This is a genomic window from Nitrospira sp., from assembly GCA_005116745.1.
Taxonomy (GTDB): domain Bacteria; phylum Nitrospirota; class Nitrospiria; order Nitrospirales; family Nitrospiraceae; genus Nitrospira_D.
Window position 1 is genome coordinate 258869 of the sequence record SWDS01000009.1, and the last position, 21620, is coordinate 280488.

At 51.9% G+C, this 21620-nt stretch carries 23 protein-coding genes and 1 pseudogene; all 24 read left to right on the forward strand.

Features of this window, described 5'->3' with window-relative positions; genetic code table 11:
* Positions 1-36 precede the first annotated feature (36 nt).
* Complete coding sequence (locus E8D52_14430) at positions 37-972, forward strand: 50S ribosomal protein L7/L12 (protein TKB66874.1); 936 nt, start codon at positions 37-39, stop codon at positions 970-972.
* Positions 973-1097: 125 nt separating this feature from the next.
* Positions 1098-5054, forward strand: a complete 3957-nt coding sequence (gene rpoB / locus E8D52_14435; protein TKB66875.1) for a DNA-directed RNA polymerase subunit beta — start codon at positions 1098-1100, stop codon at positions 5052-5054.
* Between the two features lie 46 nt (positions 5055-5100).
* A pseudogene (gene rpoC / locus E8D52_14440) lies at positions 5101-9180 on the forward strand (DNA-directed RNA polymerase subunit beta').
* Positions 9181-9386: 206 nt separating this feature from the next.
* Entirely contained in the window at positions 9387-9758 is a 372-nt protein-coding gene (locus E8D52_14445) for a 30S ribosomal protein S12 (GenBank protein TKB66876.1), read from the forward strand.
* A 45-nt stretch (positions 9759-9803) separates the two neighbouring features.
* Positions 9804-10274 carry a 30S ribosomal protein S7 gene (gene rpsG / locus E8D52_14450; GenBank protein TKB66877.1) on the forward strand — a complete coding sequence of 157 codons (471 nt, stop codon included), beginning with the start codon at positions 9804-9806 and terminating at the stop codon, positions 10272-10274.
* 125 nt (positions 10275-10399) lie between these two features.
* On the forward strand, positions 10400-12469 hold the full coding sequence (fusA, locus tag E8D52_14455; protein TKB66878.1) for an elongation factor G: 2070 nt from the start codon (positions 10400-10402) through the stop codon (positions 12467-12469).
* Positions 12470-12496: 27 nt separating this feature from the next.
* Positions 12497-13702: an elongation factor Tu gene (gene tuf, locus E8D52_14460; protein TKB66879.1), complete on the forward strand. Its 1206-nt coding sequence runs from the start codon at positions 12497-12499 to the stop codon at positions 13700-13702.
* Positions 13703-13740: 38 nt separating this feature from the next.
* A complete protein-coding gene (rpsJ, locus tag E8D52_14465; GenBank protein TKB66880.1) occupies positions 13741-14052 on the forward strand; it encodes a 30S ribosomal protein S10 in 312 nt (103 codons plus the stop codon).
* 61 nt (positions 14053-14113) lie between these two features.
* Entirely contained in the window at positions 14114-14734 is a 621-nt protein-coding gene (locus E8D52_14470) for a 50S ribosomal protein L3 (GenBank protein TKB66881.1), read from the forward strand.
* Between the two features lies 1 nt (position 14735).
* Positions 14736-15359 (forward strand): 50S ribosomal protein L4, encoded by a 624-nt coding sequence (gene rplD / locus E8D52_14475; protein TKB66882.1) that lies wholly within the window; start codon positions 14736-14738, stop codon positions 15357-15359.
* A complete protein-coding gene (locus tag E8D52_14480; protein TKB66883.1) occupies positions 15356-15649 on the forward strand; it encodes a 50S ribosomal protein L23 in 294 nt (97 codons plus the stop codon). The genes rplD and E8D52_14480 overlap by 4 nt, the downstream gene beginning before the upstream one ends.
* 52 nt (positions 15650-15701) lie before the next feature.
* Positions 15702-16544, forward strand: coding sequence for a 50S ribosomal protein L2 (gene rplB / locus E8D52_14485; GenBank protein ID TKB66884.1), 843 nt, complete (start codon positions 15702-15704; stop codon positions 16542-16544).
* Positions 16537-16824: a 30S ribosomal protein S19 gene (gene rpsS / locus E8D52_14490; protein TKB66885.1), complete on the forward strand. Its 288-nt coding sequence runs from the start codon at positions 16537-16539 to the stop codon at positions 16822-16824. The genes rplB and rpsS overlap by 8 nt, the downstream gene beginning before the upstream one ends.
* A gap of 90 nt (positions 16825-16914) precedes the next feature.
* A complete protein-coding gene (locus tag E8D52_14495) occupies positions 16915-17271 on the forward strand; it encodes a 50S ribosomal protein L22 (GenBank protein TKB66886.1) in 357 nt (118 codons plus the stop codon).
* A gap of 30 nt (positions 17272-17301) precedes the next feature.
* Complete coding sequence (gene rpsC / locus E8D52_14500; protein TKB66887.1) at positions 17302-17973, forward strand: 30S ribosomal protein S3; 672 nt, start codon at positions 17302-17304, stop codon at positions 17971-17973.
* Between the two features lie 12 nt (positions 17974-17985).
* Entirely contained in the window at positions 17986-18411 is a 426-nt protein-coding gene (gene rplP, locus E8D52_14505; protein TKB66888.1) for a 50S ribosomal protein L16, read from the forward strand.
* A 28-nt stretch (positions 18412-18439) separates the two neighbouring features.
* Entirely contained in the window at positions 18440-18649 is a 210-nt protein-coding gene (locus tag E8D52_14510; GenBank protein ID TKB66955.1) for a 50S ribosomal protein L29, read from the forward strand.
* Between the two features lie 8 nt (positions 18650-18657).
* Positions 18658-18924 (forward strand): 30S ribosomal protein S17, encoded by a 267-nt coding sequence (rpsQ, locus tag E8D52_14515; GenBank protein TKB66889.1) that lies wholly within the window; start codon positions 18658-18660, stop codon positions 18922-18924.
* Between the two features lie 53 nt (positions 18925-18977).
* The gene (rplN, locus tag E8D52_14520) at positions 18978-19346 is read left to right on the forward strand and encodes a 50S ribosomal protein L14 (protein ID TKB66890.1); all 369 of its coding nucleotides are present in this window, start codon (positions 18978-18980) and stop codon (positions 19344-19346) included.
* 22 nt (positions 19347-19368) lie between these two features.
* Entirely contained in the window at positions 19369-19698 is a 330-nt protein-coding gene (locus E8D52_14525; protein ID TKB66891.1) for a 50S ribosomal protein L24, read from the forward strand.
* A gap of 8 nt (positions 19699-19706) precedes the next feature.
* Positions 19707-20357: a 50S ribosomal protein L5 gene (gene rplE / locus E8D52_14530; GenBank protein TKB66892.1), complete on the forward strand. Its 651-nt coding sequence runs from the start codon at positions 19707-19709 to the stop codon at positions 20355-20357.
* A gap of 45 nt (positions 20358-20402) precedes the next feature.
* Positions 20403-20588 (forward strand): type Z 30S ribosomal protein S14, encoded by a 186-nt coding sequence (locus E8D52_14535; protein ID TKB66893.1) that lies wholly within the window; start codon positions 20403-20405, stop codon positions 20586-20588.
* Positions 20589-20637: 49 nt separating this feature from the next.
* Positions 20638-21033, forward strand: coding sequence for a 30S ribosomal protein S8 (gene rpsH, locus E8D52_14540; GenBank protein TKB66894.1), 396 nt, complete (start codon positions 20638-20640; stop codon positions 21031-21033).
* Between the two features lie 44 nt (positions 21034-21077).
* Positions 21078-21614 carry a 50S ribosomal protein L6 gene (locus E8D52_14545; GenBank protein ID TKB66895.1) on the forward strand — a complete coding sequence of 179 codons (537 nt, stop codon included), beginning with the start codon at positions 21078-21080 and terminating at the stop codon, positions 21612-21614.
* Positions 21615-21620: the final 6 nt, after the last annotated feature.

Below are 21620 nucleotides of genomic sequence, written 5' to 3' on the forward strand. Positions count from 1 at the left end.
TTGAGCGGATAACGAATAGCGACCAGAGAGGGAGCGATGAAGAAGGAAGAGAAAGTTACGGCAGTGGCGGAGTTGACCGAAAAATTCGGTCGCGCCCGGCTGGCTATCCTGACGGAATGCGTCGGACTTCCGGTCAACCAGGTCACCGAGTTGCGCAAGCAGCTCCGCGGGACAAAGGCAGAATATCGAATCGTGAAGAATACGCTCGCGGCGCGTGCCGCCGAGGGGACGGTCTTGGCCGGACTCACGGTTCATCTCAAGGGACCGACCGGAGTCGTCATCGGGTACGACGATCCGGTGTTGCCAACCAAGGTGTTGAGGGACTTCATCAGTGCTGAAAAGCGGGACCAGAAGATTCGCATCACGGCCGGGGTGCTGGAAGGCAAGATTCTCCAGCCAGCTGAACTGGCAGCCGTTGCGAAACTGCCGAAGAAGGAAGTGCTGATTGCGATGTTGCTGTCGGCCATGCAGGGACCGATTCGTGGGGTCGTCTATACGTTGAGTGCAGTCTTGTCAAAGTTTGTACGAGTCATTGCAGCCATTCAGGATAAACGGAAAGGAGAAGGGGACATGCCAGCTACAGAGGGAAAGTTATCACAAGAGGAATTGATTAAGGCAATCGAAGGAATGAGCGTGCTCGACCTGGCCGAGTTGGTGAAAGGGTTGGAGACGCGGTTTGGTGTGACAGCGGCGGCTCCGGTTGCCATGGCAGCGGCGCCAGCTGCAGGTGGTGGGGCGGCGGCTCCTGCTGAAGAGCAGACGGCCTTCGATGTCATTCTCGCGTCGGTGCCGGCAGACAAGAAGATCCAAATCATCAAGGTGGTTCGCGAGTTGACGAGTCTTGGCTTGAAGGAAGCCAAGGATCTTGTGGAGGGCGCACCGAAGCCAGTTAAGACTGGGGTGGCTAAGGAAGAAGCTGACACGATGAAGAAGAAGCTCGAAGAAAGCGGTGCGAAGGTCGAAGTCAAGTAAGGAACCGAGTTCGTCATAGTTGCGGCTGTTCTGGTGTTCGCCGAAGGCGGAGGGCTCTCGATGTTACGGGAATCTGTCGTCAGTGGTGACTGCTGTTCACCGCCAACCAGCGTGGAGGAGTAGGCATGTCCGAAACGACTCTGCAGGAGTTCGTCGAGCGGAAAGATTTTTCTCGCATTCGAACCAATATCGATATTCCGGATCTGATCGAAATACAGAAGCGCTCCTACGAAGAGTTTTTGCAGTTTGAGGTCGAATCGGAGCGCCGGAAGGATCATGGATTGCAGGCGGCGTTGGCCAGCGTGTTTCCGATTCCAGATTATAACAACACGGCCGTGCTCGAATTTTCGAGTTATACCTTAGGGACGCCAAAGTACGACGAGCGAGAATGTCTTGAGCAGGGTATGACCTACGCGGTTCCGTTGAAGCTGCGTGTCCGCCTGGTGGTGTTAGATAAAGAAGATAAGGGTCCGCGCAAGAAAGTGCTCGATGTGCGCGAGCAAGAAGTCTATGTCGGGGAATTGCCGCTCATGACCGAGCGCGGGACATTTATCGTCAACGGGACCGAGCGCGTCGTCGTCAGTCAGCTGCATCGGTCGCCGGGCGCGTCGTTTACGCATGATAAGGGCAGGACTCATGCGAGCGGCAAGGTGTTGTATTCGGCCCGCATTATTCCGTATCGGGGCTCATGGCTCGATTTTGAGTTCGATGCCAGGGATATTCTGTATGTACGAATCGATCGTCGTCGGAAAATGCCGACTACTATTCTGTTGAAGGCCTTCGGTTTTTCGAGCGACGACTTGCTGAAGATGTACTACCCTGTCGAAGACATTCGCGTGTCCCAGGGGAAGATGTTCCGCAAGCTGGATCCGGAAATCCACCATGGACTTCGCTGCTCCGCTGAAGTGACGGATAAGAGTGGTAAGGAGATCTTGGTGCGAGAGGGGGCCAGGCTGACGAAGGGGATGATTGCCAAGCTGAAGACTTCTGGAGTCAAGGAGATTCCCTTGTTGCCTGCGGAGTTGGTGGGGCGTGCCACCCTTACGGAATTAGTCGACTCGAAGAAGAACGTGTTGGCGGAGAAAAATCAGCGATTGACTGCCGAGATCGTGGAGCAGATCACTGAAAGCGATGTTGAGGAATTTAAGGTCATTTATCTGGATATGGCAACCGCTACGCCGGTCATTCTTGATACCTTGTTGATGGAGAAGATCGGGTCAAAAGAAGAAGCGATGGTCGAAATATACCGTCGCCTCCGTCCCGGTGAGACACCATCGGTGGATACAGCCAGAGCCTTATTCGACAATCTCTTTCTGAATTCCAAGCGCTATGATTTGTCTCCGGTCGGTCGGCTCAAGCTCAATAAGAAACTCGGTTTGGACTTACCGCTCGAGCAGCGTACCTTGACCGCACAGGACATGGTGGAAGTCGTCCGCTATATCGTCAATCTAAAGATTGGCAAAGGGGAAATCGACGATATTGATCACTTAGGGAATCGCCGGGTGCGATCCGTCGGTGAACTCTTGGAAAATCAATTCCGACTGGGCTTGGTGCGGATGGAGCGGAGCATCAAGGAGCGCATGAATCTTCTCGATATGGAAACGGTGCTACCGCACGACTTGATTAATGCTAAGCCGGTTGTCGCGGCCGTCAAGGAGTTCTTCAGCAGCAGCCAGCTGTCTCAATTCATGGATCAAACGAACCCCCTGGCTGAAATCACACATAAACGGCGTCTGTCCGCTCTTGGCCCAGGAGGGCTCACGAGGGAACGGGCTGGGTTCGAAGTTCGAGACGTGCATCCGTCCCACTACAGCCGCATTTGCCCGATTGAGACACCGGAAGGTCCTAACATCGGCTTGATTACATCGCTGGCCACTTATGCACGGATCAACCAGTTCGGATTCATTGAGGCGCCATATCGGAAGGTCGTCAAGGGACGTGTAACTGATGAAATTGAGTTTCTTTCGGCGATCGAGGGCGATAAATACATCATCGCCCAAGCCAACTCGAAATTGGATGGGTCGTCCAAGCTGGTATCAGAAACTGTCTCGTGTCGTCACGGTGGAGACTTTGTTCTGGCCGGCCCGGATAAGATTGAGTACATGGACGTGTCGCCAAAGCAAGTGGTGAGCGTGGCGACCGCGCTTGTGCCGTTCTTGGAGCATGACGACGCCAATCGCGCACTGATGGGTTCCAATATGCAGCGCCAGGCGGTTCCGTTGGTCACATCGGAGGCTCCTCTGGTGGGGACCGGGATGGAAGCGGTGGTCGCGCGAGATTCTGGGTATGTAATTCAGGCTCGTCGGGCCGGGGTCGTGGAGAGCGTCGATGCTACCCGCATCGTCGTGCGGGCCGATTCGAAGGATGGGAAGAAGGGGAAGGATTCCGGGCTGGACGTCTATGACTTGATCAAGTTTCAGCGATCGAACCAAAACACCTGTATTACTCAGACGCCAGTGGTTCGGCTTGGCCAGCCGGTTATGAAGGGGCAAGTGCTTGGAGATGGACCAGCCATTGATCATGGCGAACTCGCGTTGGGTAAGAATGTCCTTGTGGCGTTTATGCCTTGGGGTGGGTACAACTTCGAGGACGCCATATTGCTCAGTGAAAAACTGGTCCGCGAAGACGCCTTCACGTCGATCCATATCGAAGAGTTCGAGGTGGAAGCTCGGGATACCAAGCTGGGGAAGGAAGATGTCACGCGAGACATTCCCAATATCGGAGAAGAGGCGCTGAGAAATTTGGACGAGAGCGGGATTATCCGGATCGGTGCCGAAGTCAAGCCTGGCGATATTTTGGTCGGAAAGGTGACGCCGAAAGGGGAAACCCAGCTGACCCCGGAAGAAAAACTGCTCCGTGCGATCTTCGGTGAGAAGGCCGGCGATGTGAAGGATACATCGTTGACCGTGCCTCCTGGAGTGGAAGGTATCGTAGTCGACGTCAAGATTTTTTCTCGCAAAGGACTCGATAAAGATGAGCGTTCAAAGAGCATTGAGACTGACGATCAGATAAAGCTACAGCGTGATCACCATGAAGAGCTACGGATCATTGATGAGGAAAAAACGAAAAAGATTCGCAAGCTCTTGCTGGGGAAGGTTGTTGGACGTGATCTGATGGACCCTGAGAGTGGCGACGTTATCTTGAAGAAGAAGGGTAAGATGACGGCGGAGATTCTTAAGCGATTGCCAGACGACACGGTGCGTCACATCCTCCTGAGCGATCCTGATGAGCAAAAAGAGCTGGAAGATGTTGAGCGACGGGCGAAAGAGCAGATTGAAATTCTCCAGACGTTGTACGATGAAAAGGTGGGGCGCTTAAAACGAGGTGATGAACTGCCTCCTGGTGTCATCAAGCTTGTTAAGGTCTACGTCGCCATGAAGCGCAAGATCCAGGTCGGAGACAAAATGGCCGGCCGACACGGTAATAAGGGTGTCGTATCTCGAGTGCTACCAGAAGAAGATATGCCCTATCTACCGGATGGGACCCCGGTGGAAATCGTATTGAATCCTCTGGGGGTGCCGTCCCGTATGAACGTCGGGCAAATTCTTGAGACTCACCTTGGATGGGCAGCTAAGGCCTTGGGCATCAAGGTGGCCAGTCCGGTCTTCGATGGCGCGTCCGAGAAGGAAATTAAGGACCTGCTAAAAAAAGCCAAACTGCCGGTGAGCGGCCAGTCGCCGCTCACCGACGGCAAGACGGGCGAGCCGTTCAGTAGCCCGGTGACGATCGGCTATATGTACGTGCTGAAGCTCCACCATCTGGTGGACGACAAGATTCACGCACGGTCGATCGGCCCCTATTCTCTCGTGACTCAACAGCCTCTTGGCGGCAAGGCTCAATTTGGGGGGCAGCGGCTGGGAGAAATGGAAGTCTGGGCGCTGCAGGCGTATGGGGCGGCATCGACGCTTCAAGAATTCCTGACCGTCAAGTCAGACGATGTGCCGGGTCGGTCTCGCATGTATGAAGCGATTGTCAAAGGTGAACCGTTCCTCGAGCCCGGGTTGCCTGAGTCGTTCAATGTGTTGGTGAAGGAACTGCAGAGCTTGGGACTCGATATTGAGCTGGTTAAGACGCAAGACTAACCGCTTGTGTGCCGGCTGAAGACCGGTATCAGAGGAGGTCACTACCTTGGAAGGCGTATATACACTGTTTGAAAAGCAACGGGATTCTGTGTCGTTTGATGCGATGCGGATTCGCATCGCATCGCCCGAGAAGATCCGATCTTGGTCGTATGGTGAAGTCAAGAAACCGGAAACGATCAACTATCGGTCATTCAAGCCGGAAAAAGACGGGCTGTTTTGTGCCAAGATCTTCGGTCCTACCAAGGATTGGGAGTGCAATTGCGGGAAATATAAACGCATGAAGCACCGCGGCATCGTGTGCGACAAATGCGGCGTTGAGGTGATCCAGTCGAAGGTTCGACGTGAGCGGATGGGCCATATCGAATTGGCTGCGCCTGTCGCCCATATTTGGTTTCTGAAGGGTGTTCCGAGTCGGATTGGAACCCTGCTTGATATGAGCCTCAAGCAGCTCGAGAAAATTCTCTATTTTGAGAGTTATGTCTGTGTGGACCCAGGCTCAACCGACTTAGGGGAAAAAGAGTTGGTGCCGGAAGATAAGCTGCGGACCCTTGTATCTGAGTTCGGGTCGAGCGGGTTTAAAGTTGGAATCGGTGCAGAGGCTATCCGTGACTTATTGAGGAAGATCGATATTAATGCGCTGTGGGATGAATTGCAGGTGAAGTCAAAAGCGTCGACATCGGCAGCCATGAAGAAGAAGTATGCCAAGCGCTTAAAGGTGCTGGAGGCGTTTCGTAAGTCTGGGAATAAGCCGGAATGGATGATCATGGATGTCATTCCAGTCCTGCCGCCGGAGTTGCGTCCCTTGGTTCCGCTTGATGGAGGCCGATTTGCCACATCTGATCTGAATGACCTCTACCGTCGTGTGATCAATCGAAATAATCGGTTGAAACGATTGATGGAGTTGAAGGCGCCAGGCGTCATCATCAGGAACGAGATGCGGATGCTGCAGGAAGCTGTGGATGCGCTCTTCGATAATGGTCGCCGAGGGCGCGCGATTCGTGGTCCAAACAAGCGTCCGCTGAAATCGTTGAGCGACATGCTGAAGGGAAAGCAAGGACGGTTCCGACAGAATCTACTCGGGAAGCGTGTGGATTACTCTGGTCGTACCGTCATCGTTGTCGGTCCTGAACTGCGTCTGCACCAATGTGGTTTACCGAAGAAGATGGCGCTTGAGTTGTTCAAGCCGTTCATTTTCCACAAGTTGGAAGCACGAGGTGCGGCTACTACTATCAAGAGTGCCAAGCGGTTAGTTGAAAAAGAACGGCCAGAGGTTTGGGACGTATTGGACGAAGTGATTCGCGAGCACCCTGTACTGCTGAATCGTGCCCCGACGCTCCATCGGTTGGGCATCCAGGCCTTCGATCCTGTGTTAGTTGAGGGTAAGGCGATCCGGTTGCATCCGCTCGTCTGTGCCGCGTTCAATGCGGACTTCGATGGAGATCAGATGGCGGTGCACGTCCCGCTATCCGTTGAAGCGCAGGTTGAAGCACGGGTTCTCATGATGTCCATCAACAACATTCTTTCTCCGGCCAATGGTAAGCCGATTGCGGTGCCGTCGCAGGATATGGTGTTGGGCTGCTATTGGTTGACGAAAGAGCGGGTGGGCGCAAAGGGCGAGGGGAAGGTGTTTGGGTCCCCTGAAGAAGTTCGGATTGCCTTTGACGCGAGAGAAATGGAAGAGCATGCGCGGATTAAGGTGCGTCTTGAGGGTTCGCTGGTGCAGACAACTGTTGGTCGTGTCTTGCTGTCAGAAATCCTTCCGCAAGGTTTACCGTTCGCCAATGCGAACAAGCTCATGACCAAAAAGGAGATGACGAAACTCATTGATTCGGTCTATCGACAGACTGGTCATCGAGACACCGTCGAGTTTCTGGATAAGATCAAAGATCTTGGCTTTACCTATGCGACGAGAGCCGGTTTGTCGATCTGTGTCGACAATATGCACATTCCGAGTAAGAAGGAAGAACTTATTGGGAAGGCGCAGCGCGAAGTGATCGAGATCGAGAAGCAGTATTCAGAGGGGTTGATCACGAACGGCGAACGGTACAACAAGGTAATCGACATTTGGGCACACGTCACTGAGCAGGTTGCCAACGAGATGATGAAGGAACTCGGCGCCGGGGGTGATCCGGCCAAAGCCGAATCGTTCAACCCAATCTTTATGATGGCGGATTCTGGTGCTCGTGGTAGTTCGCAACAGATTCGGCAGTTGGGTGGTATGCGTGGATTGATGGCCAAGCCATCCGGTGAGATCATTGAAACGCCGATCACCGCTAACTTCCGTGAAGGCTTGACGGTGTTGCAGTACTTCATCTCCACTCACGGTGCTCGTAAGGGGCTTGCCGATACGGCATTGAAGACCGCCAATTCAGGGTACCTCACTCGGAGATTGGTCGATATTGCTCAAGACGTCATTATTAATGAGCTTGATTGTGGCACGCGAGACGGCATTACTGTCAGTCCGTTGGTCGAAGGTGGTGAAATTATCCAGCCGTTGGAGGAACGCGTTCTTGGTCGTTTGGCGGCAGAGGATATTCGTGACCCCGTCACCGGGGAAATTATTGTGTCTTGGAATGAAGAAATCAATGAAGAGCTCACGAAGTTGATCGTTGAGGCGGGCGTTGACCGTGTGAAGATTCGGTCCGTGCTGACCTGTCAATCTCCCCGTGGTGTCTGTCGTGCCTGTTACGGTCGAGATCTGGCTCGAGGGCGTCTGGTGGAAAAGGGAGAGCCGGTCGGTGTCATCGCAGCGCAATCAATCGGCGAACCGGGCACGCAGTTGACGATGCGGACCTTTCACATCGGCGGCACGGCCAGTAAGGTCGTCGAGCAGACCGTGCTTGAGGCGAAACATGCCGGGCGCATTAAGTTCATGAGCTTCGATGCCAAAAAGAACGCCGACATTCACAATGGTGGTATTGCGGTGCGAAATAAAGATGGTGAATGGGTCGTGATGAATCGTAATACGAAGATTGCGATTGTTGATGATAGTGGACGAGAGCGTGAAAAGTACCCCGTGGTGTATGGGGCTAAGATCAAGATTAAAGATGGTGACCCAGTTGTCGCTGGCCAGAAATTGGTCGAGTGGGATCCGTACTCTCTGACTATTCTGACGGAAGTGGGTGGGAGAGTGGCGTACGGTGATATTGTCGAAGGTGTCACGATGAAGGACGAGTTCGATGAAGTAACCGGCTTGTCGCGTAAGGTTATCATTGAACATGCCGGCCAGACACTTCGTCCTCGCGTGTCGATTAAAGACGATAGTGGGAAAACGGCCAAAGCAACCGGTGGATCTAGCGCGGTAGCCAGGTACTTATTACCGGTCGGAGCCCATATCTTTGTCGAAAAAGGGGCCACTGTGCATCCCGGTGATGTCTTGGCAAAGATTCCTCGTGAGACGACGAAGACTAAGGACATTACGGGCGGCCTTCCGCGCGTGGTGGAGCTTTTCGAGGCGAGGAAGCCAAAAGAACAGGCGGTCATCACTGAGATCGATGGAGAGGTCTCCTACGGTGGGTTCGTCAAAGGCCAGCGCAAGGTTCTCGTCGACAATAAGATGGGTGATGTGAAGGAATATTTTATTCCTAAGGGCAAGCACGTGAACGTTCATGAAGGTGACTGGGTTCGGGCTGGAGAGCCGTTGATGGACGGCTCGGCGAATCCTCATGATATTCTTGATGTGTTGGGTCCAAATGAATTGCAGAAGTACCTCGTGGATGAGGTACAGGACGTATATCGATTACAAGGCGTTTCGATTAACGACAAACATATCGAGATCATCGTGCGGCAAATGCTGCGTAAGGTACGGATTGAAGATCCGGGAGATACTCAGTTTTTGCCAGCCAGTCAAGTCAGCAAGAGTCTCTTCGAAAAAGAAAATGAGCGAGTGCTCGCTAATGGCGGCACGCCTGCTCTGGGCAAGCCTGTCTTGCTTGGGATTACCAAGGCGGCCCTCACGACCGATAGCTTTATTTCTGCGGCATCGTTCCAGGAAACTACACGCGTACTCACTGAAGCCGCCATCAATGGACGCGAGGATAAGTTATTGGGCTTGAAGGAAAATGTCATTGTAGGTCGGTTGATTCCTGCAGGGTCAGGGTTTGAAGAGTACCGCGATACGTTTGTCATCAGTGAAAAGCCTGAGGTAATACCTGTAGGTGTTACAACTGCAGTATCATCTGGTGCAGCAGTTCCGGCGGTTTCTGGGGAAGGTGCTCGGTCTTAGTGCGTGATGGATACTGCCTACTTGACAGTAGGACTTTACGTCACTATAATCCGGCGGCTCTGCACTTGACGGTTGGTGCTTGTTTCATTTGAAAGGGTTTGAACGCGATGCCGACGATCAATCAGCTGGTTCGGAAAGGGAGGATCTTCGTGAAGGCAAAGACTAAAAGTCCTGCCCTGAAGTCCTGTCCGCAGAAAAGAGGCGTGTGCCTTCGTGTATACACAACAACGCCGAAGAAGCCGAACTCAGCATTGCGAAAAGTTGCGCGTGTGCGCCTTACGAACGGTATGGAGGTCACGACGTATATACCTGGCGTAGGGCACAATCTTCAGGAGCATTCTATTGTGCTTGTGCGTGGAGGTCGAGTTAAGGATTTGCCCGGCGTTCGATACCATTTGGTTCGTGGCGCCTTGGACGCAGTGGGTGTGACTGGAAGAAAGCAGAGCCGCTCGAAGTATGGAGCAAAGCGGCCTAAGTAGATTTTGTGAGTTTTGAAAATCATCACACGGATTGGATAGGTTGATATGCCACGCAGTAGGTTTTTGGGTCAACGAGAAGTGCTTCCCGATGTGCGGTACCGAGATAAGCTGGTCGGGAAGTTTATTAACGCACTAATGAGTAGCGGAAAGAAGAGTACGACGGAACGAATATGCTATGGCGCGTTTGATGTTATTCAAGAGAAAACAGGCGGCGACCCGCTGAAAGTATTTAAAGCAGCTGTGGATAATGTGAAGCCGATTGTTGAGGTCAAGTCTCGTCGAGTAGGGGGTGCCTCCTATCAGGTTCCAGTCGAAATTAGGCCTGCACGTCGAGTGTCGTTGGCGCTTCGTTGGTTATCGCAGTATGCCCGTACGCGCGGTGGCAAGAGTATGCGTGAAAAGCTTGCCGCTGAGCTGATGGATGCATCGAATAATACAGGGGCTGCGGTCAAGAAGCGGGAAGATGTGCATCGGATGGCAGAGGCCAATAAAGCATTCGCCCATTATCGCTGGTAGTGTCATTTCTGTGCTGCAGTTGAGCCGTGCTGCGATCTGCAGACTCTGGCTAGCTTGTATCGCAGTGGTATTTCTTGGCTTGACTTGCGGCACTCGTTTTTTTTCGAGAGAGTTAGGGAGTTAAATTGGCTCGTCAGACATCGTTAGGGCAAACGCGGAATATCGGTATCATGGCCCATATTGATGCCGGTAAGACTACGACCACGGAGCGCATTCTCTATTATACCGGCATGACTCATAAGCTGGGTGAGGTCCATGAGGGTGCGGCCACGATGGATTGGATGGAGCAAGAGCGTGAGCGAGGCATTACCATTACGGCCGCCGCAACAACCTGTTTCTGGCGTGATCATCGGATCAATATTATTGATACCCCTGGGCACGTTGATTTTACAATTGAGGTGGAGCGCTCCTTGCGTGTGCTTGATGGGGCGGTAGCAGCGTTTGATTCTGTTCAGGGTGTTGAGCCTCAGTCTGAAACGGTTTGGCGTCAAGCTGATAAGTATCATGTCCCTCGTATCGCCTTCATGAATAAGATGGATCGTATCGGTGCGGATTTCTACGGAAGTGTCCAGTCCATCATTGATCGACTGGGGGCTATGCCGGTTCCGATCCAGATTCCAATCGGGCGTGAAGCAGAATTTCGAGGATCGATAGATCTGGTAAGGATGAAGGGGTTCTTCTACGACGACGAAACATTGGGTGCGAAGTATAAGGTCGATGAAATTCCTGATGATCTTCTCGCTCAGGCGAAAGAGTACCGAGAGAAAATGCTCGATGCGGTGGCAGAGTTTGATGATCAGGTGATGGAGAAATATTTAAGCGGCCATCCATTGACAGAAGAAGAGGTCATGCGCGCGATCCGAGCTGGCGTTATCTCGATGAAGATTACTCCAGTATTGTGCGGGTCGGCGTTTAAGAACAAGGGTGTTCAGCAATTGTTGGATGCCGTAGTTGACTACTTGCCGTCTCCGCTAGATGTCCCTCCGGTCATGGGGGTGGATCCGAATAGCAGTAAGGAAGTCGAGCGAAAGTCTGATGACAGTGCTCCATTTGCAGCGTTGGCGTTCAAAATCATGTCGGACCCATTCGCCGGACAGTTGACATTTTTTCGTGTCTATTCTGGAACGCTGAAAACTGGTACACCAGTCTTGAATGTGACTAAGGGCACAAAGGACAGAATTGGGCGTCTTCTAAAGATGCATGCCAATAAGCGAGAAGAAATCGATGAGGTGTACGCAGGAGACATTGCTGCGGCGGTAGGGCTTAAGGGGGCGACAACAGGAGATACGCTGGCGGATGAAAAACAGCCAGTGCTCCTGGAAGTGATGAAGTTTCCTGAGCCGGTGATCGCGATGGCGATTGAGCCTAAGACAAAGCCGGATCAGGAGAAGATGGGTTTTGCCCTTCAGAAATTGGCCCAAGAGGATCCCTCTTTCCGTGTGCGGACGGATGAAGAGACCCAGCAGACAATCATTGCTGGAATGGGTGAATTGCATCTTGAAATCATCGTCGATCGAATGTTGCGTGAATTTAAAGTTGAAGCAAATGTGGGAAAGCCCGAGGTGGCATTCCGGGAGACGATAAGGCGGAAGGCTGAGGCTGAATCGAAATATGTTAAACAGACTGGCGGGCGTGGACAGTACGGTCATGTTGTTTTAACAGTTGAGCCTTCAGAGTCAGGTAAGGGGCTTGAGTTTGTGAATAAGGTTGTGGGCGGAGCAATTCCGAAGGAGTTTGTCCCTGCTATTGAGAAAGGTGTTCGCGAGCGGATGGAAAGCGGTGTCGTTGCAGGGTATCCGCTTCGGGATGTGAAGGTGACGGTGATTGATGGTTCCTACCACGATGTCGATTCGAATGAAATGGCATTTAAGATTGCGGGGTCAATGGGATTTGCTGATGCGTGTAAGAGGGCCGATCCTGTCCTGCTTGAGCCAATCATGAAGGTTGAAGTTTTAGTTCCGCAGGAATTCATGGGTGATGTGATTGGTAACTTGAACAGCCGGAGAGGCAAAGTGCAAGGAATGAAAGTCCGGGCTGGTGCTCAAGCTATTGATGCTGCCGTGCCCTTAATGGAGATGTTTGGCTATGCAACTGATCTCCGGTCTCGTACGCAGGGTCGTGCGACCTATAGCATGGAGTTTGATCGGTATGATCAGGTTCCTAGAAATATTGCGGAAGCCATCATCAAGAAATAGCGTGGTGAATTAGGAGGGGGTGGCATTATGGCGAAGGCGAAATACGAGCGGAAGAAGCCGCACGTGAATATTGGGACGATTGGGCACGTGGACCATGGGAAGACGACGTTGACGGCAGCGTTGACGAAGGTATGTGCGGATCGGGGGATGGCGAAGTATGTCCCGTATGACGAAGTGGCAAAAGCCAGTGAGAGTCAGGGGCGACGAGATGCGACCAAGATCATGACGATTGCCATTAGCCACGTCGAGTATGAGACGGATAACCGCCATTATGCCCACGTGGATTGTCCGGGGCACGCGGATTACGTGAAGAACATGATCACCGGCGCGGCGCAGATGGATGGGGCGATTCTGGTGGTGAGTGCGGCGGACGGGCCGATGCCGCAGACGCGGGAGCACATTCTGTTGGCGCGGCAGGTGGGGGTGCCCTACATCGTGGTGTTTTTGAACAAGGCCGACAAAGTCGATGACAAGGAGTTGTTGGAGTTGGTGGAGCTGGAAGTGCGGGAGTTGCTCACGAAGTATGGGTTTCCGGGGGACGAGACCCCGATCATTCATGGGAGTGCGTTGAAGGCGGTGGAGGCGGATCCTGGGGAATTGGGGGTGCCGTCCATCATGAAGCTGTTGGCGGCGGTGGATACGTACATTCCAACACCGCAGCGGCCGATTGACAAGCCGTTTCTCATGCCGATTGAAGATGTGTTTACCATCAGTGGCCGCGGGACGGTCGTCACGGGGCGGTGCGAGCGGGGCATTGTGAAGGTGGGCGATGAAATCGAGATAGTGGGGCTTCGGCCGACGCAGACCACGATCGTGACGGGTGTGGAGATGTTCCGCAAGGTGCTGGATGAGGGGCAGGCGGGAGACAACGTCGGGGTGCTGTTGCGGGGTACGAAGAAAGAAGATGTGGAGCGAGGGATGGTGTTGTGCAAAGCGAAGACCATCACGCCGCATACGAAGTTCAAGGCAGAGATTTATGTGTTGACGAAAGAAGAAGGCGGGCGGCACACGCCGTTCTTCAATGGGTATCGGCCGCAGTTCTACTTCCGGACGACGGATGTGACGGGGATCGTGCAGTTGAATCCGGGTGTAGAGATGGTGATGCCGGGCGACAATGTCAGTGTGACGGGAGAGTTGATCAGTCCGATCGCAATGGATCAGGGGTTGCGGTTTGCCGTGCGTGAGGGTGGCAAGACTGTGGGCTCGGGGGTCGTGACGGAAATTCTGGCGTAAGACGGAACTGTTGGCTTGACAGGTTAGGAGTGAATGACGTGAAAGTCGATCAGCGGATCAGGATAAGATTAAGGGGTTTTGACTACCGAGTGCTGGATCAGTCGGTTACGGAAATTGTTGAGACTGTTCGGCGCAGTGGAGCTAGGGTAGTGGGGCCAATTCCGCTTCCTACGAGGATTGAAAAGATTACCGTCCAACGGTCGACGCACGCCGATAAGAAATCCCGTGAGCAATTTGAGATGCGCACACACAAGCGATTGCTCGATATTATGGAGCCAACGCCTGAGACGATGGATTCCTTGATGAAGCTGAATTTGGCGGCGGGAGTAGATGTAGAGATAAAGCTATGATGGCGCGTGAGTTTAAGGCTGGATATGATCTTGCTTTTCCTCTCAATTATGCGGTGACTCAATGACGAATGGACTAATTGGAAAAAAGTTGGGAATGACCCAAGTCTTCGATGAGAGTCGTTTAACTCCAGTGACGATAATCGAGGCTGGTCCGTGTCGAGTGGTAGCGATAAAGACGAAAGAACGCGATCAATATGAAGCTGTCCAGCTTTCTTTCGGTGAAGTCAAAGAGCGCAAGCTATCGAAGTCAGAGCTAGGGCACCTGAAGAAAAACCAAGCGGCACCGAGTCGGATCCTGCGTGAGTTTAAGAAAGACGGAAATCCGGCTGTGGGACAAGTGGTAACGGTCGGCATGTTTCAGAAGGGTGATTGGGTTGACGTCATCGGAATATCGAAAGGTAAGGGATTTCAGGGTGTCGTGAAGCGTCATCACTACGCGGGTGGTCCTGAGTCTCATGGGTCCATGTTTCATCGGGCGCCAGGTTCTATAGGGGCGAGTTCGTTTCCTTCTCGTGTGTGGAAAGGGAAGACCTTGCCTGGTCACATGGGAGCGGAGCGTGTTACGGTTCAGAGGTTGAAGGTCGTTGAGTCGCGGTCTGATGAAAATCTCCTCTTTGTCCGAGGGGCCATTCCTGGGGCCATTAGCGGCCTCGTTGTCGTCCGAAAGTCAAAAAAGAGCTAGTATGCCTACTATTGATCTCGTTGATTTGCAAAAAAAGAAAGTGGGAACGGTCGATTTATCTCCGCAGGTATTCGGCTGTGAGCCTCGTGCTGCTTTGGTTCATGAAGCGGTCATCATGCAGCGTGCCTGTGAGCGTAGGGGGACGGCCTCTACGTTGCGGCGCGGTGAAGTGAGCGGTTCTGGTAAAAAGCCATGGAAGCAAAAGCATACAGGGCGTGCCAGGGCTGGGTCTCTTCGCTCGCCTGTCTGGCGCCATGGGGGAAGTGTTTTTGGGCCAAAGCCTAGAAGTTATGCCTATTCTATGCCTAAGAAAAAGTATCGTATTGCACTGCAGAGCGCATTGTCGGCTAAGGTAGTAGAGAGTAAGTTGTTTGTTGTGTCCGATCTTTCTCTCCAGCAGCCCAGAACGAAGTTGCTAGCGCAAGCGTTAAAGCAATTCACTGGGGGTGATCACGCGCTAGTGATCGTTGGTAAGGATCAATCTGACATTTTGAAGGCTGCCGGGAATCTCGCTGCGGTGAAGGTGCTTAGCGCTGATCAGCTGAACGTGTACGATGTGGTTCGCGCTCAAGTGATCATGATTGCCGAACGTGAGCTTGGTCCTGTCAATGAGGTGTGGTCATGAAAGTTGATAGCCACAGGATCTTGATTCGGCCATTATTAACAGAAAAGCTTACCGCGCTTCGTGAGGCAACGAATACGGTTGGTTTTGTGGTTCATCCTGATGCAAACCGCATTCAGATCAGGCTGGCCGTCGAGGCGTTGTTAAAAGTCAAGGTTGACAAGGTCAACGTCCTGAATGTTCGTGGGAAAGTAAAGAAGCTCGGTCGATTCTCTGGTAGGCGTTCAGATTGGAAGAAGGCGCTGGTGACTCTTAAACAGGGCGAAAAGTTAGAGATGTACGAAAGCGCCTAGTAGGGTCTCATCGTCGGTTTGTTCGTGAAGGGTGAAAAGTGGGAGCATTATTATGGGACTGAAGTCGTATCGTCCTACGTCTCCTGGTCGTCGAGGTATGACGGCTGTGGTGACCGAGGAGTTAACCAAAAAGAAGCCAGAGAAATCGTTAACTGCTTTCCATCTCCGAAGCGGAGGGCGCAACAACGATGGTCGCACGACTGTCAGGTTTCGTGGGGGGGGGCACAAGAGGCTCTATCGAACAATTGATTTCTTGCGCGATAAAGTTGGAGTTTCAGCTCGGGTTGAGGCTATTGAGTACGATCCGAATCGATCAGCGAGAATTGCACTCCTGAAATATATGGACGGAGAGAAGCGGTATATCTTAGCTCCTGTCGGATTAAGCATAAATGATGAAATACAATCTGGTCCTCAGGCTGAGATCAGACCTGGGAATGCGCTTCCTTTAATGAATATGCCACTTGGTACGACCATCCACAATCTTGAGTTGAAGGTTGGAAAGGGAGGTCAGTTGATTCGAAGTGCTGGTGGGTTTGCGCAGGTCATGGGCCGTGATGGTGCGTATGTGCAGGTGCGTCTAAAGTCTGGTGAAATGCGTCGAGTTCTAGGGGCCTGTATGGCGACTGTTGGGCAAGTCGGTAACGTCGACCATGAAAATGTCAGTGTTGGAAAGGCCGGGCGGAATCGTTGGAAAGGGAAGAAGCCTCACGTGCGAGGGGTTGTGATGAACCCTGTTGACCATCCGCACGGAGGTGGTGAAGGAAAGTCTGGACAGGGGAATCCTCACCCGGTTTCTCCATGGGGTCTCCCAACCAAGGGGTACAAGACTAGACAGAATAAGAAAACAGATAAATTCATTATTGCTCGACGTAAGCCAGGAGTTCGCAATGCCTAGATCGGTAAGTAAGGGCGCGTTTATTGACGGTCACCTTCTCGAAAAAGTCGAGCGCATGAATGAGACGAAGGACCGCAAGTTAATCAAGACGTGGTCGCGACGGTCAACGGTGATTCCGGACATGATCGGCCATACGTTTGCGGTTCATAACGGGAAGAAGTTTATTCCGGTGTTCGTGACTGAAAACATGGTTGGTCATAAGCTTGGCGAGTTTGCTCCAACAAGGTTTTTTAAGGGGCATGGTCATGCTAGGTCTGAAAAGGCTGTCGCACTTAAGTAGAAAGGTTGATCGGTTGGCTTATCATCAATGTCTGACGTATCGCGTGATTCATTGATTGTTTGAATTCAATTGGCTAACAGGGTTTAGAAAATGACTGAAGCACGTGCGGTTCTAAAATTTGCTCGCGTTGCGCCTCGGAAGGCTAGACCGGTAATTGATTTGATTCGTGGAAAGCAAGTGCCAATGGTGTTGGCCATCTTGAAGCACACGCCACGCCATGCTGCGCGGCTTGTTGAAAAGATCGTCCGTTCCGCCGTGGCCAATGCAGAGCTAAAGGAGATGGGAGATAGCGAATCAATGGTCATCTCCAGGGCTTTTGTTGACGGTGGTCCAACATATAAGCGTGTACGTGCGAGGTCGATGGGGCGGGCCAATGCAATTCAAAAGCGTACGAGTCATATTACCGTCGTTGTGACGGCTCCTGAAATTCAGGGTAAGAGAAAATAGCTCATTTCTCTCTATTGAGGCATATAACGCATGGGTCAGAAAACACATCCAATTGGTTATCGGCTAGGCTACAACTATACGTGGAGCTCGCGCTGGTATGCAGGTAAAGATTACGCCAAACTGCTCCATCAGGATGTCAAAATCCGAAAGATGGTTAAGGCAAGGCTGTATCATGCTGGCGTATCCAAAGTTGAAATTGAGCGTTCTGGTGATCAGACTAGAGTGATTATTCATACTGCTCGCCCTGGCATTATTATCGGACGCAAGGGGGCTGAGGTTGATAAGCTGAAGGCTGACCTTGAAAAGCAGTATGGGGGGCAGGTTTATATTACGGTCAAGGAAATCAAGAAGCCAGAACTTGACGCTCAGCTGGTTAGTGAAAATGTTGCTACTCAGCTTGAGAAGCGGGTCGCGTTTCGGAGAGCGATGAAGCGCAGTGTTCAGTCAGCCTTGAGGCTTGGTGCTCAAGGTATCAAGATCATGGTGGCTGGTCGTCTGGGTGGTGCTGAAATTGCTCGAACGGAATGGTATCGAGAGGGGCGTGTTCCTCTACATACGCTCCGTGCTGAAATAGATTATGGATTCGCCGAAGCGCACACGACGATGGGGCAGATCGGGGTAAAGACCTGGATCTATAAGGGAGAGCTTCTTCCTGTGCAGCCCTTCAAGGCGGAATCATCTTTAGAACGACGGTTTGGGTGAGGAGATCGACCTGTGTTAGCGCCTAAGAAAGTTAAATTTAGAAAGATGCAAAAGGGCCGGATGACCGGCAAAGCCTATCGTGGTGGCCAAATTACTCTTGGAGAGTTTGGTCTCAAGGCATTAGAACCAGGATGGGTGACGAGCCGACAAATTGAAGCCGCGCGTATTGCGATTACTCGATACGTGAAGCGTGGAGGGCAAGTGTGGACACGCATTTTTCCTGATAAACCAATCACGAAAAAGCCGGCTGAGACTCGAATGGGTAAGGGGAAGGGGAATCCTGAGTACTGGGTTGCTGTTGTCAAGCCTGGCAGGATCCTTTATGAGATGGACGGCGTCACCCAAGAGGTTGCTAAAGAGGCGTTTCGCCTTGCGTCGCACAAGTTGCCGATTGCCACGAAATTAGTTGTTCGTGGCGAGTTTGGACAAGGTTCTTGAGAGGATAAAGAGGAGCAGGGATATGGCATTGGACGTCAAGGAGCTCCAGCAGCTAGGGGTGAGTGAGCTCGTCGATAAAGAAAAGCAACTTGTACAAGAGCTGTTTAGTCTACGTTTTCAGTTTGGCTCTGGACGTCTCGAGAATCCTATGCAAATCCGAAAAACAAAACGGGATATTGCGCGAGTGAAAACTATTCTCGAACAAGTAAAGGCCCGCACTGAGGGCTCTAAAAAGTAAAGGATGCTATGGCTGAGGTAGTAAAGCGCCGTCATTGGTATGGCGACGTCGTCAGTAACAAAATGCAAAAGACGGTTGTTGTCGTGGTTTCACGAACGGTCACTCACCCAGTCTATAAGAAGGTTCTTAGGCGGGTGACGAAACTAAAAGCCCACGATGAAGGTGGTGTGTGTAAAGTGGGAGATCGGGTCAAGCTCGTGCAGACGAGGCCGTTAAGCAAGGAAAAGAACTGGCGTGTTGTTCAAGTCATGGAAAAAGGTCAACCTGAAAAGTAAGAAGCGGTATTTCAGATGGTTTTTGGTTTACTACCGCGCGTAGGAATATAGCGATGATTCAGAACTATACTTATATGGATGTGGCCGATAATTCCGGAGCCAAGCAGGCCATGTGTTTTCATGTTTTCGGGGGGACGAGACGTCGTTATGCGTCGCTGGGTGACATCGTGGTGGTGGCTGTCAAGGAGGCAATCCCACAGGCGGGCGTGAAGAAGGGGGATGTGAGCCGGGCGGTTATCGTCCGAACCACAAAGGAAGTTCGCCGAGAAGATGGGTCGTATATTAAGTTTGATCGGAACGCATGCGTGTTGATCAACAAAGATGGCGAGCCAATTGGAACGCGCATATTCGGTCCTGTTGCCCGCGAGCTCCGCTGGAAGAAATTTATGAAGATCATTTCTTTAGCGCCTGAAGTTTTGTAGGGCAGAACGAACGAGGAGCATCGTGGAAGTAGTCCGAAAAAGTAGAATTCGAAAAGGGGATACGGTTGTCGTGGTCACTGGTCGTGAGCGAGGCAAGACGGGGAAAGTTTTGTCTGTTGATCTGCAAGCCGGGAAGGTGATTGTCGAGAAGTTAAATATCGTCAAGCGACACACTAAACCCAATCAGAAGGCTAAGCAGGGAGGTATTCTCGAGCGAGAAGCGCCACTACAGATTTCCAATGTCATGTTTTTCTGCCCGGTCACACAGAAGCCTACGCGGATCGGGATTCGTGTTTTAGAAGATGGGCGACGAGTGCGCTTCAGTAAGAAATCAAACGAGACTGTGGAATAGGCTACGTGATGACTAAGGAACCTAAAAACAAATCTAGTAAACCGTCCGAGCGTAAATCATCAAAGAAGGAATCGATCGCGCCCGCGCCATTGGACCAAGGTGGCGAGGAGTCCAAGTTTCGACCACGTCTTCGTGATATATATGACCAGAAGGTGGTCCCCGCACTCATGAAGGAGTTTGGATATAAAAACGTGATGCAGGTTCCACGGCTTGAGCGTGTGGTGTTGAACGTGGGAATGGGTGAGGCGATTCAGAATGTGAAACTCTTGGAAGGTGCGGTAGCTGAGCTGGGGATGATCACCGGTCAAAAGCCGGTTGTCACTCGAGCTAAGAAAGCCATCGCCGGGTTCAAGCTTCGGCAGGGGTTGCCCATCGGAACTAAAGTGACTCTTCGTAGCCGGCGGATGTATGAGTTTTTTGATCGTCTGGTAACGTTGGCGCTTCCTCGTATCCGGGACTTCCGTGGCGTTTCTCCAAAGGCTTTTGATGGTCGAGGGAATTACACGCTTGGTGTAAAAGAACAACTCATTTTCCCTGAAATTAAGTACGATGAAGTTGCCTCGATTCATGGGATGGATATTACGGTTGTCACTACGGCCAGGACGAACGACGAGGGGAAGGCGCTTCTGAAGCACCTGGGTATGCCGTTCCGTACGTGAGCACGACGTGGGTCAATGGTGTTTGTTTGAACGGAAGGAGTGCGTGTGTCGAGATTAGCGCTGAGAAATAAGGCAGCAACGCAGCAGAAGTTCTCCACGCGTAACTACCATCGGTGTGGAGTGTGTGGTCGAGTTCACGGATATCTCCGTCGGTTTCAAATGTGCCGTATTTGCTTTCGACTAATGTCTCTGCGCGGAGAGATTCCTGGCGTGCGAAAATCTAGCTGGTAACGGGTGTTCTCACACCGGTGACCGCCAATGGAGGATAGAAAGATATAGCATGGTTACCGATCCAATCGGCGATCTTCTGGTTCGCTTAAAGAATGGCGCTCAGCGTCGTCATGAGACTGTCACAGTTCCAACTTCAAAGTTGAAGCGTGCTATTTTGACGATTTTGATGAGAGAAGGTTATGTTGACGGCATCGAGGATGGAGCTCATGAGGGGCATCCCATTCTTACCGTACATCTTCGATATGTCGGTGAGGGGCAGCCTATGATCACTGGGCTGGAGCGCGTCAGTAAGCCAGGACGACGGGTGTATATTGGTAGTCAGGAAATTAAGAAAGTTCGCAATGGGATTGGTGTGTCCATTATTTCTACGTCTAAAGGAATCATGACAGACCAGGAATCCCGTAAGAATCGTCTTGGCGGTGAGCTTCTCTGTTCTGTATGGTAGGGCGGATGAGTTATTTCGATCTCGAGCGAGGGGTGTAACAGATCATGTCCCGCATTGGAAAAAAACCGATTGCAATTCCGGGTGGAGTAGAAGTTAAAGTTGCTGGATCAACTGTGTCAGTTAAAGGCCCACTGGGCAAACTGGATTGGTCTCTCGAGCAGGGAGTTGACGTTGCAGTTAGTAATGGCCAAGTCGTTGTCGGCCGTGCGAGTGACGATCGTAAGCTGAGAGCCTTGCATGGGCTGACTCGTGCAGAATTGAGCAATATGGTTCAGGGTGTAACAAAAGGATACGAACGCTCGCTTGAGATTACTGGAGTAGGCTATAAGACTCAAGTTCAGGGGCGGACACTTAGCTTCAACGTGGGGTATATCAATCCAGTGATCTATGAGGTGCCAGCGGGCATCGATGTCAAAGTGGACAAGCAGACGCTCATTAACGTCAAAGGAGTTGATAAGCGGTTAGTAGGACAGGTGGCAGCTGATCTTCGAGCTATTAAGCCACCGGATGTCTATAAGCAAAAGGGTATTCGCTACGCGGGCGAGACATTGCGTAAAAAAGAAGGCAAGACGGGGAAATAGGAATTA